Below are 12,207 nucleotides of genomic sequence, written 5' to 3' on the forward strand. Positions count from 1 at the left end.
CAACCTGTCCTTTGATGATTTGGCTTATGACCCTGATATGTATTCTGTCAAAGTGGTACATTGTAACTTTGACTGGACATCATCCGACCTCAAGGAACCTGAGTTTCTAAATGAGTATAATGAATTCAATATCCTGGATTACAATTATGCCATTGATACCCGGGTGCCTTATATACATTATAATTTTGTCACCCCAAGAGTAACCAAATCCGGGAATTATGCCCTAATTGTTTATAGAGGAAGAGATCAGAATCAGGTTGTTTTGACCAAAAGGTTTATGGTGTTTGAGAAAATCGCCAATTTGGCTGCAAGGGTAGTACCACCCAGCCAGACAGAAAACAGGAGACAGGTTCAGCAAATAAACATCAACCTCAATTATAAAGCACGTGATCTATTTGATCCAAAAAATAACCTTCGTGTCATGATCCGGCAAAACCAACGATGGGACAACAGCCGGGTACTTGGCAATCCCACCATGATCAGGGAAGATTCCAAGATGATTGAATACCAGCTATTTGACGGAAGCAATGTTTTTTGGGGCGGAAATGAATTCAGGTTTGTAGACCTGAGATTCGTCCGTGCCAAAGGAATGAATATTTCTTGGGTCAGAATGGAAGATGATATCGTCTATGCAGAAGCTGTGGTTGATAAACCAAGACCACAGGGGGTTTATTCTGAATATTTGGATATGAACGGGCAGTTTGCCATCATGAACCTGGAGCGACAGAATCATGAACGGGAAAGCGAATACATGCTTGTCACCTTTAATCTGGCAGCGGAAAATCTAAAGCAAACTCCCTACATCATCGGCGCATTTACCCAATGGGGCAATGAACCTTCCGCCAAGATGGAACTCAACAAAAAAACTAATACCTATCAGGCCACTTTATTGCTGAAGCAGGGTTGGTATGATTACCAATATGCCTTCAAAACGGATGAAGGCTGGGATATGAGTTCATTCGAAGGAAACTATTTTGAAACTGAAAACGAATATGAGGTATTCGTCTATTACAGGGACATGGCTTCAAGATATGACGAGTTGATCAGTTATCTGAACCTGAATCCGAATAAAAGGAGACTTTGACAAGATTGACAGTGGCAACTTTAACTTTGGGAAAGGTTAAGGCCTTATCCGGATTATTGAATTTTTTTTTTTTGATGATTTGAGCCATGGTGTAGGAGTTATAATAGGTATAGTTTAACTGCTTTTTTATAAAAAAATGTTATTTGCAATTTTTATGGCTATAAATCTTTCTTCTTTTGTACATTTTCGAAAAACTCTACCAGATTTCTGGCCACTGCTTCGGGTCTAATATAGGGCCCGAAATGGCCTGTACCTTCAATCTGACGAACTTCCGAATTGTCCAGGTGCTCGTAACAGTAATCAATACTTTTAATGAATATGGGGTGGGATTGGCTGCCTTTTAGAAGAAGAGTAGGTACCTTTATTTCTCTAAGAACAGAATGGTCTGTTGGATCTGGTTCCTTAGACCTATTGGCCTGATCTAATTCCTGAAAAAATACAGGTATATTAGGTTCCGCTGTTTTCCAGAAAACTTTAGGAGCGCCAACAGCCATATCTTCATCGTTGTAATAGCGGAAATTTTCCAGGAAGTAATTGGCCGCTTCAGAATAGTGGCCTTTGTAGACCAATTCTCCCATATGGCCAAACAATTCATTTTGATGTTCAGTCTCTTCCTTTGATTCCAAATTTGATACAAACGGTTCATAAGCTGCAATACCGCTAATCGTTTCCCCATTTAATACTTTATTAGGTAAAACAAAAGTACCCCAACAAACCACACTCACTGGCTCCCCTATACTTTTTGCAAAAGCCGAGACATCCTCTGCCAGGCGGCGGGGAGAGAGGTCCTCACTCTTGCCGCTCAACCCTCGGCTACGGGTATTGACCAGATAACAGGTAAACCTAGCAATCAAAAATGGCAGGACGCGGCACCAACTTGTTTCACTGTCCCCCGGACCGGCGGGCATGAGCAACAATGGTGGCCCATGTCCGATTATACGTCCGGCTATCTCTGTACCATCATCCGATACCGTACGATGGACTTTTAAATCCTCGAATTTGATTGTTTCTTTAAGTAGATCCATGGTTTCTCAATTTTTTCCGAGGAATTTACTTTTCTATTCCCGAGTACTTTTTATAAACAGCCCGGTTACCCAATAGTCGAGCAATTGGAGCAATGGTATTCATCAATACTTTTTGCAAACCAACAGGTATATCAGCAAGAAATGATTTACTGTCAAGGTATTTAAGTGTAACCAGCTCTTGAACTAATCCATATTTTCCGTTTTTACTTTTTCCGTCAGCAGCCAAGCCCACTAAGTATTCAATCAAATAGTCAAAATCTAATGCCGGTGTAACTGAATGAAGGTAGGTAACAGGACTGTTTTCATCGTTATAATGATTGTGAGGGATGTTTTTTGGCAATGTTATTTTTTTTCCTGCTGAAATTCTATGTGTCTTCCCCTCTAGCAAGACAGTTAGTTGTCCGGAAATAACTTCAAAAGTTTCATCTTGCAAGACGTGAAAGTGTTTGGGAACAACTTGCCCTTTACTCTTAAGCATAGTTTTAACTGTAACCCGCTCTCCGTTTGTGTCTTTGGCTGTTTCGATAACCCCATAAGAGTCCCCATTGGTGGGGTCGATGATTATATGTCCTTTTGAGGGCATACTTTGGTTTTTTATTTTTTTTATTTTTCTTCGATAAAAGGTTGCTTTGCCCACCCTTTGTCGTATGGAGCAACATAGCTGGCTTCGAAAGTAAATTTGTAAATTTTCCACTTCCCGTTCACCCGGTGAAATGTATGCTTATAAGTTCCCTGTGTCCAAGCCGCTTCACCATTTCCTAATATCAATGGACAATCCAAATACCACTTACCGACAGCCTCATCACCGTCAATTTCAATAAGGGGCATATGCACCATGTGCCTGGTAAACAATAACTCTTTGGTAAATAACCCCCTAAGCAGTATTTGTATGGCTTCTCTGCCTTCGGCACTGCCAAATGCACCGGTGTCCATAATCGCATCCTCGGTAAATGTTTCCATAACAGTATCCACCTCACCTTGGTCTATAAGGTAGCAGTTCCGGTACCATAACTCTTTGATAGCGTCTTTGTCCAGCAGTTTTTGAATATCTTTAGTGGATATGATGTCCCTATCAATTTGTTCGCCCGCATTTGATTTCATAGTATATTCTATTTTTTTTATTGTGTGAAACAAGTTTAATATTTCATCTATTTTTTGGCTTGATATTTTGATTTATATGGAAGAAATTATCAGGATCATATTTAGCCTTCACTTGCTGTAGCCGCTCATAATTGGCCCCATAGGTGGCTTTGATCCTTTCTTCTCCCTCTTCCATTATAAAATTAATATAGGACCCTCCCCTTAAGGAGTACGGGTGAAGTGCCGTCCATAGGTCAGTAGCCCAAGTTTTAATCTTATCGTGATTATCTGCTTCATGATCCACACCTGCTATTACCATGGACCAGTTGGCATCTCGTTTTTCCCAAGCGGTATCGCCTTTACCGGGACGGTGGGCGGCTCCGTTTACAGGATAGAGGTGCATGGTGGATTGGGAGGTAGGCACCTCGACAAATCTCTTTCTAATCATCCTATAAAGTTAAAAGCTATGAAAACCAATGTATTGTAAAAAAGTGCCAAACGGATTATCTGCAAGTAGATAAGTATAGAAGAAAGGGGCTTGCAAAGTACGTATACACCAACTATTTCAATCCTGATCATCTTAGATTACTTCCTGGTACCAGCGGTAATTCCCCTACAACTGAAGCTCACGGATTTTTTAATGTTATCCTGCTGATTAAGCTTTTCCCAGTATTGGGTAGGGTTCTGACCCATAAAGGATTGGAAATTCCGTATAAAATGGGATTGGTCAAAGTAGCCACAGGCATGGATCAGATCATGCCAGCAAAAATCGGGTTGGTTGCGCGATAATTTAAAGAAATGATTAAGTCGGGCTATTTGGGAAAATTGCTTGGGATATAAGCCCACACTCCGGAAAAAATGGCGTTCCAAGGTCCGGCGGCTTACCTTCAGTTGCTTGGCCAGGCGGGTTATTTCTACCTGTCCTCCCATTTTAAGAATTCTGTCCACTGCAATGTCAGCCGTCTTGACGGGTTTTTGACTTCTAGTCAGATGCCTTAGAAAATACGCTTCGAGTTTAGCTACCTTTTTAGATGTTTCAGAACAGTCCCATAACTGTTCACCTATTTGGTTTACAGATTTGCCCAGCAGTTGATCAGCATCAGCACCATGGTCGGTAAATTCGTGAATGGGTAGAGAGAACATGCGGTGCAGGCCGGTAGGAGTAAAATGGACACCGATGATTTCAAACTTTCCCGACAGTTCTACTGTAAAACATTCGCTGGGCTGTCCCATGATATACACATTGGGCAGTTTATCCATTTGATGTATCCGGTTAGTGACCTTATAAAAATCCCCGAATTGAAGAAGCAGTCCGCTGGTGCCATTTGGCGGTAAGTGGAGCTGCACCGAATCTTCTATACAATGGTCAGCGACCATAAAAAAGTAACGGTCTATATATGGTCTCAAGAGGTTGTTTGGTATAAATTCTTGATACTTCATAGCAGGAGCTATTTGTAGAAATACTACTTGAGAGACATTAGGATTAATTGATGGAGATATCGAAACTTACGTAGTATCTCATTGTGTAAAATATAAAATGCTTTAATAAAATAACAAATTGGATGTCAATTGGTTCGTTTTAGTTTCTCTACGATAGCACCGGTTTAACCCTTTCTTGCATTGCTGTTTAATATTCCAAGCAGAGGATCCATAGCGCTCTTAGATATATGAAAAGATTATGAGGGTAGCTATCCAAAGTATTTTAGATGAAAGAATTTCATAAATTTCAGTATGTTTTATATTTTCTGAGGTAATCTGGCCCGAGTGATTGATAGCCAGTCCATTAATTTCTTTTGAAGATATTTAGCTTTTTCTTTTTCAGTTTTTGCCAAATCATTCCTCTCTTCTATGTCAGACATTAGGTTGAACAATTCTGTCCTTCCATCCTCATAAAAATAGATCAGCTTCCAGCCATCTTCCTGAATCACAGAACCGGGATTTCCACCCTGATTGCCGTAGTGTGGATAATGCCAGTAAAGTGCATCTCTCGATAATGACCCAGTTTGATCTTGGAGTAATGGTGTTAAACTTAGACCATCCATTTCTCCATTTCCTTTGAAGCTTTCTTTCAATCCGGCCAATTCAACCAACGTTGGGTAAAAATCCATGCTGATGACAGGGGTGTTATTTTCAATTCCACCGGGTATCTGATCTTTCCAGGATATGATCATTGGAACCCTTATTCCACCTTCATAAAGCCATCCTTTTCCTGCCCTTAGGGGTAGGTTTGATGTTGGGCTTCCTTCTGCTGTAGAAAGGCCACCATTGTCTGAGAAAAAAACAACAATGGTGTTTTCAAATAAATTATTCCTTTCCAGATTTTCCAAGACCATCCCCACAGCAGTATCCATAGCTTCTACCATTCCGGCATAAACAGCATGTGCTTGGGTGGTTCTGTTCTTGTTGGCATATTCGGGTTCGAATTCATCGGTCAAGTTCAATTTAGCCCGCTTCCTGAGGTATTTCAGTTCAAGATCTGCGGTAGTCATCAATGGGGTATGCACTGAGTAAAAAGAAAGGTATGCGAAAAAAGGATCATCTTTATTGTTGTCTATGAAAGAAGTGGTTTCCTGCGCTAATCTTAGAGGTAAGTATTCCCCCTCAGGACCGTTTTCCATTTTTGGGTTGTCATAAGGTGAAAAATATTTTTTTCCAGTAGAAGGTGCACCCCTGTCGTTACCACCAATGTTGATATCAAATCCCTGACGTTCGGGCCAGTATTCCTCTGTTTCCCCTAAATGCCATTTTCCCGCAAAGAAAGTTTTGTATCCGGCATCTTTAAATGCTTCTGCAAGGGTATATTCCTCCAATGCTAAACTAGGACTGTATTCGGCTGGAATCAAAGGTTTGTCTCTTGTCCAATGCTTATGATAATTCCAAGGCTGGGGAGCGCCAAACCAATCTGTATTGTAGGTTTTGGAAGGGTATTTTCCTGTCTTGATACTTGCCCGGGTTGGAGAGCAAACAGGTGAAGCGGTATAGGCATTTGTGAATTTCACGCCGTTCTTTGCCAATCGATCAATGTTTGGCGTCTCGTAGAATTCACTTCCATAAGCACCCACATCCATCCAACCATAATCATCAACAAGTATAAATAGGACATTTGGCTTTTCCTGATGCTGGGCAAATGCAATGGAATTTATGCAAAGTAGCAAGGTGGCAAGTAACAAGAAGTTGTATATTTTCGGGCTTGTTTTCATTATTGTCATTGATTTAATCAATATTAAATTGATTTTTCCTTCTTACCAATAAATAGCGCAAACTCTTATAAATTTTGGATGCATACACCTATTAAATGACCGATTACACCCCTAATGCGAATTACTGGAAAATTACCTTGCTAAATATAAACTAGACTTTGAAAAAACCTTATAAATAAAAAGATGCCGTTTTTGTGAAAAATTAAGGTATATTAAATGACAATATTGACTCAAAATAAGAATGAGAAGGATGTTATCCCTGATACTCCTTTTTGCTTTCAGTTCAATTGCCCATGGACAAAAAAGCAATGAAGAGTTTTCTATAGATTTTATCGATGTAAGGAAAGGCTTGCTGAGCAACTTCGTAACTACGACTATTAGTGACGATGACAATTTCAAATACTTTGCTACAGAAGGGGGCGTGTCTAAATTCGATGGATACAATTTTACCGGTTTTAGACCGGGTCTGGAACATCCTGAATTCGAGAATGAAAATATTGAAACACTTTTCAAAGATGCTTCAAATAATATTTGGATCGGAACCAAAGAAGGCGGAATCTCTGTGATAGACAATAAAACGAGTAAGGTCCGTAGCTATAACCATATTTTTTCCACTACACCCAACAAAAGACTTCGCGTCATTACGATCAGTCAAAGTGGAGATGGGATGATCTGGATGGGTACTTGGGGCAATGGTGTTTTTGTCTTTGATCCCAATGAGGAAAAGTTGATTACACATTACCCTATGTCTGTTCCAGTGTACAAAATTATCCGTGACCGATATGACAATATGTGGTATGTCGGAGAAGCTATTTTACACAAATACGATCCATCAGAAGCCCGTCTTTTCAAATTTCCCACCGGGAATATAATGTATAACCTCGTTGAAGATAAAAAAAGAAACAAACTGTGGATGGTGGGAAGTAGAAATAACAGTGTTTTTCTTGAAGCTTTTGATTACAACACCCAAGAAATCAGTCAGTATCCGGTCAATTTCGGAGGGCGTTATGTCAAGGCGATGGCACTCGACAACAAAAATAGGCTTTGGTTGGGCAGTTGGGGTGATGGATTGTACATCAGTGATCTCGAAATCAGTCATTTTGAAAAAATCAATACCAATCCACAAGGTGGAAATTTTGATAATGTCAACTACTCTATCATTTTGAATATAGATATAGACAAAAACGGCATTGCTTGGCTGGCAACTTCCCATGGAGGGGTTTTGATTCTTTACCCCAACAAAGGCTTTCAACTGGTATCGGGTTACTCTAAAAATGCCAGTATAGATCAAAATATTGTTTCAATTTTTAAAGATAAAGATGGACGACTTTACAAGGGTTCCTTGACTGAAGGAGTTTTTGTAAGAAATCAAGCAGGAGACTTTGAAAAAATCCAAGAGATCGTCAATGGTAAGGTAAACACCATCTATGAAAAAAATAACACCATTTTTATTGGGACAGCTTTTGGGATTTACATCGTCAGGAACAACGATTTCTCTAAAATTCAAAGATCACTTAACGGCGAAAAGATTATGTCTATTCTTTTGGATTCAAAAAATAGACTTTGGATAGGTACCCAAGAAAGGGGCTTGAAAATGACTGATTTTGATATAGACCCTGAGTTGAAAAATCTAAAAATCTATTCTGAGTCGGAAAATCAGCGTGTATTGGACAACAACAGAATCAGCCATATCAAGGAAGATGCAAAGGGTAATATTTGGTTGGCAACCTATTCCGGTCTGAATCTCTATGATGACAATAATGACCGGTTTTACAATCAGCAGAGTTTGATCAGTGAGCGGGCTACGAGCATCATTATCAATGACCTGCATTTCAGTAATGGGAAAATCTATCTTGGTACGCCGACAGGGTTAAGCGTACTTAGCTACGAAAACAACACGTTGAAGCTTGAGGAGTTTTTTGACCGCAACAAAGGACTGATCAATGATTTTATTTGTGCTATTGAGGAAGATAAGCAAGGGAACTTGTGGTTAAGTACGACAACGACCATCACCAAATTTCAAAAAGAACTCAAAAACTTTATCAATTATGACAGGGAAGATGGCGTAATGATCAATTCATTTCACATCTCCTCATCATTGGTTGATAAAAATGGGATGTTGTATTTCGGGGGCTCAAATGGTGTCATTACCTTTGATCCGGAAAATATTTCAGATGAATTTAATGTACCGGAAATTGTATTTACCGAATTGGTTGTCAACAATAAAAAGCTGGACGTTGGTGAAGAGGTGGATGGCAAGGTAGTATTGACCCAGTCTATTCAGAGAACTGATAAGATAAATTTAGGCTATGCTCAAAACCACCTTTCATTGAGTTTTGCCGCCAACGATTTCTTTGGACCGGAAAATATCACTTATGCCTATAAATTGATAGGACTTCAAAATGAATGGATCAATCTTGGTGTCAAAAACGAAATCAACTTTACAGGTCTCCGTTCTGGTAGCTATGAATTGTTGGTGAGGGCAAGTAGAAATAATCAGGACTGGTCAGATGAGAAAAAACTGGCCATTTTTATTGCCACTCCACCATGGTATTCCTGGTATGCCTTTGTCATCTACGGTTTGGTCATCGTAGGGATTTTGGTTTTGGTCAGGCATTTTTCAAGCAGGCAGGCAAGGTTGGAAGCTGAACTGAGAATCATTCAAATAGAAAAAGAGAAAGAACACGAGCTCAATGAGGCTAAGATTACATTCTTTACCAATATTTCACATGAATTCAGGACGCCTTTGACTTTGATCCTTAGCCCTGTGACAGAATTGTTGGAGTCTTTTGAGCTGGAAAATACTGTAAAAGAAAAACTTGGACTGATTGAGATCAATTCCAAGCGCATGCTCAATTTAATCAATCAGTTATTGGATTTCCGAAAATCAGAGCATGGATTATTAAAGCTTAAGCTGACTAAATCAGATTTTGTTGGATTTAGCAGAGAGATTTTCCATAGTTTCAAAAATGTCGCCATAAGGAAGAAAATCAGCTATCATTTTGACAGCAATGTCGAAAAATTTATGGTAGATTTTGATAGAGATCAAATGGAAATAGTCATTTGTAACCTTCTTTCCAATGCATTTAAATATACCAAGGATCATGGTCATGTAAATCTGCAAATTAAGGTAAGCAACAATAAACTGGCACTCTTGGTAACAGATACAGGAATTGGACTTTCAGAAGAAAATAAGGAGAAAATTTTCAATAGATTTTTTCAAGTACAACAATCAGATTCCGCCAAAATGGTCGGTAGCGGTATCGGATTGGCTTTCTCCAAAAATATAATGGATTTGCATGGGGGTAATATCAACGTTGAGAGTCAGCTTAATCAGGGTACAACGTTCATTTTGGAATTGCCTTTGCTGTCATCACAACCTAAGGAAGACAAATCAACAATCGAGACATTGGACATTGAATCCCTGGGTTTGCATGAAGATTTGGATTTTGACCTGTTAGAAGACGTAGCTGATTCGAAAAATGACAAACCATTCACGATCTTGGTAGCTGATGATAATGAAGATATCAGAGCGTATTTAAGGGAACTTCTCAAAGATGAATATGAAATTCTTGAAGCTGAAGATGGTGCAGATGCACTGTCTATTATTCTTAGAGAAATGCCTGATTTGGTAGTTTCCGATGTGATGATGCCCAATTTGGATGGTATCAGGCTTTGTCAGGAAATAAAAGGTCAAATCAGTACTTCTCATATCCCTGTAATTCTGCTCACGGCCAGGACTTCTTTAGACTATGAAATGGAAGGATTGCAGACAGGAGCAGAGGATTACATTACAAAGCCATTTAATCCAGGTATTGTCAAAACCAAAATTGCCAACATCCTTGAAAATAGGAGGAAATTAAGAGAATATTTTTTCAATAAGGTTAGGTTTCAGCCAAATACGGAAGAAGTACATGAATCCACCCTTGATGCAGAGTTTATTGAAAAAGCCATTAAGTTGGTCAATGATAATCTTCAAAATGAAAATTTTGGAATTGAAACCATGGTTGAGGAGCTTTTTATGAGTCAATCCACGCTCTTTAGAAAAATTAAATCATTGACAGGATTATCGCTTACAGGCTTTATTAGGTCTATCAAACTCAAGCAGGCTGCCCAAATAATCCTGCAATCCGATATCAAGCTCAGTCAGGTGGCATTTGAATCAGGTTTCAATGATTACAAGTACTTCAAAAACTCATTCGAACAACAATTTGGATGCCTTCCATCGGAGTATAAAACTAAGATTTTGGAAGGAATTAAATAAACATGTTCAAAAAACCGCATCAAAATCACCCAATGAGGCATTTTTCAAATTTGAATGATTTCACCCCCAAGTTGATTGATTGATACCGTTCCATTGGTTAGATAAAAATGATATTTGATTGTAGAAAAATTCTACAACAACAATAAACCTAAATACATGTCTATGTACTCATTATTTACTCAGAGTGGATTTGATAATTGTCTTTCGCATTGCCGGCGAAAGAGTCTATGCTTAATCTTACCCTTATTGATTGGTTTAGCTTATCAAGCCGAGGCCTTTCAGCAGGGCAGACAGGTTTCGGGAACTGTAGTTTCCGAAACTGATACCGATGGGATACCGGGAGTCTCTATCACAGTCAAAGGTACCACCCGTGGAACCGTTACGGATATCGATGGTCGTTTTACGATTGAGGTGCCATCTTCGGAATCCGTTTTGGTATTCAGCTTTATCGGTTATCAATCCCAGGAAATTCAAGTTGGAAACCAATCAACCCTTAACATCAATCTAATCGAAAGTGTGGCACAATTGGATGAATTTGTGGTGGTGGGTTATGGAGAGCAGAAAAAGCTCAACCTTACAGGTGCGGTTGAAACAGTGAGATTCGATGAGGCCGTCAATCAACCCGTGACCAATTCAGGACAATTAATGTATGGTCGGTTTGCAGGTGTTCAATTGACCCAAGGAAGTGGACTTCCGGGATCTGATCAATCAGGTATCATTATTAGAGGTCAGGGCTCATTTGGAGGGACCAATCCACTAGTGGTGATTGATAATATCCAATATGATGGATTGAGAGAATTCAATAACCTCTCACCATCGGATATAGAAAGTATATCGGTCCTGAAAGATGCATCTGCATCAGCGATTTATGGAGCAAGAGGTGCGAATGGCGTCATCGTAGTGACCACCAAAAGAGGAGTCAAAGGAAAATTCTCTGTTGATTATAACAGCTTTATAGGTTTTCAGAGAGTAACTGTTATTCCTGAATATTTGGATGGTGTAGACTATGCGCTCTTGAGAAATGAAAGGGACCTCAACTTCAATGGCCCTGACGCACCTCTAAGATATTCTGAAGAAGCAATTGATGCCATTAGAAATGGAACGATGCCAGAAAGATATGCCAATACCAATTGGGCGGATGTTGCTTTGAGGGATGCGCCGATACAAAGCCATTATCTGGGTTTTTCCGGTGGAACAGAAAAGACTACTTATAGGGTGTCTTTAAGTTACCTTAACCAAGAGGCTGTTGTGCAAGGGAAATTCCAAAATGAGCGATATACATTAGGAATCAACCTTAGGTCTACTCCGAACAGTTGGTTGACAGTAACAAATGTTACGAATGCCTATTGGGCCAAATTCAGAGGGCCAAGGGGCGGTCCTGGAGCAATCACTGGAGAGACTGGTATCATCAACCAGTTTCAGAGATCAGCACCAACCATTCCTGTACGTTATCCAAATGGAGAATTGGGGTTTGTAAATGGGGCTTACGAAAACGTAAACTTCTCCTTTCCAATCAACCATGTATTGGAAACAGGTTTCATTGGTGATTATGAA

The 12,207-nt window shown here is 39.6% G+C and carries 9 protein-coding genes; 3 read left to right on the plus strand and 6 right to left on the minus strand.

All coding sequences use genetic code 11. The annotated features are described in order from the left end of the window. On the plus strand, positions 1 to 1,084 hold a 1,084-nt coding region (locus ACEW8O_RS14575), incomplete at its 5' end, for a type IX secretion system plug protein domain-containing protein (protein WP_373495358.1). 158 nt (positions 1,085 to 1,242) lie between these two features. On the opposite strand, the gene ACEW8O_RS14580 is transcribed toward ACEW8O_RS14575, so the two are convergent. The 6 genes from ACEW8O_RS14580 to ACEW8O_RS14605 form a co-directional block, all read right to left on the minus strand. Further along, on the minus strand, positions 1,243 to 2,109 hold the full coding sequence (locus tag ACEW8O_RS14580; RefSeq protein WP_373495359.1) for an alpha/beta fold hydrolase: 867 nt from the start codon (positions 2,107 to 2,109) through the stop codon (positions 1,243 to 1,245). Positions 2,110 to 2,134: 25 nt separating this feature from the next. Next, complete coding sequence (locus ACEW8O_RS14585; protein ID WP_373495360.1) at positions 2,135 to 2,746, minus strand: cupin domain-containing protein; 612 nt, start codon at positions 2,744 to 2,746, stop codon at positions 2,135 to 2,137. Then, a complete protein-coding gene (locus ACEW8O_RS14590; RefSeq protein ID WP_373495361.1) occupies positions 2,713 to 3,210 on the minus strand; it encodes a nuclear transport factor 2 family protein in 498 nt (165 codons plus the stop codon). The genes ACEW8O_RS14585 and ACEW8O_RS14590 overlap by 34 nt, the downstream gene beginning before the upstream one ends. A 43-nt stretch (positions 3,211 to 3,253) precedes the next feature. Further along, positions 3,254 to 3,637, minus strand: a complete 384-nt coding sequence (locus tag ACEW8O_RS14595; RefSeq protein WP_373495362.1) for a BBE domain-containing protein — start codon at positions 3,635 to 3,637, stop codon at positions 3,254 to 3,256. A 137-nt stretch (positions 3,638 to 3,774) separates the two neighbouring features. After that, positions 3,775 to 4,629, minus strand: coding sequence for a DUF6597 domain-containing transcriptional factor (locus tag ACEW8O_RS14600; RefSeq protein WP_373495363.1), 855 nt, complete (start codon positions 4,627 to 4,629; stop codon positions 3,775 to 3,777). 296 nt (positions 4,630 to 4,925) lie between these two features. Continuing rightward, entirely contained in the window at positions 4,926 to 6,389 is a 1,464-nt protein-coding gene (locus ACEW8O_RS14605; RefSeq protein ID WP_373495364.1) for a sulfatase, read from the minus strand. A 250-nt stretch (positions 6,390 to 6,639) separates the two neighbouring features. Between ACEW8O_RS14605 and ACEW8O_RS14610 the strand changes: the two genes are divergently transcribed. Both ACEW8O_RS14610 and ACEW8O_RS14615 read left to right on the plus strand, forming a co-directional pair. Further along, on the plus strand, positions 6,640 to 10,653 hold the full coding sequence (locus ACEW8O_RS14610) for a two-component regulator propeller domain-containing protein (RefSeq protein ID WP_373495365.1): 4,014 nt from the start codon (positions 6,640 to 6,642) through the stop codon (positions 10,651 to 10,653). Positions 10,654 to 10,899: 246 nt separating this feature from the next. Continuing rightward, on the plus strand, positions 10,900 to 12,207 hold a 1,308-nt coding region (locus ACEW8O_RS14615; protein ID WP_373495366.1), incomplete at its 3' end, for a SusC/RagA family TonB-linked outer membrane protein.

This window comes from Aquiflexum sp., assembly GCF_041749095.1.
Taxonomy (GTDB): domain Bacteria; phylum Bacteroidota; class Bacteroidia; order Cytophagales; family Cyclobacteriaceae; genus Aquiflexum.

Excerpts from the sequence above, each read along its gene's own strand:
- ACEW8O_RS14580 (WP_373495359.1), bottom strand. The coding sequence starts at position 2,109 with ATGGATCTACTTAAAGAAACAATCAAATTCGAGGATTTAAAAGTCCAT.
- ACEW8O_RS14590 (WP_373495361.1), bottom strand. The coding sequence starts at position 3,210 with ATGAAATCAAATGCGGGCGAACAAATTGATAGGGACATCATATCCACT.
- ACEW8O_RS14595 (WP_373495362.1), bottom strand. The coding sequence starts at position 3,637 with ATGATTAGAAAGAGATTTGTCGAGGTGCCTACCTCCCAATCCACCATG.
- ACEW8O_RS14600 (WP_373495363.1), bottom strand. The coding sequence starts at position 4,629 with ATGAAGTATCAAGAATTTATACCAAACAACCTCTTGAGACCATATATA.
- ACEW8O_RS14605 (WP_373495364.1), bottom strand. The coding sequence starts at position 6,389 with ATGAAAACAAGCCCGAAAATATACAACTTCTTGTTACTTGCCACCTTG.
- ACEW8O_RS14610 (WP_373495365.1), top strand. The coding sequence starts at position 6,640 with ATGTTATCCCTGATACTCCTTTTTGCTTTCAGTTCAATTGCCCATGGA.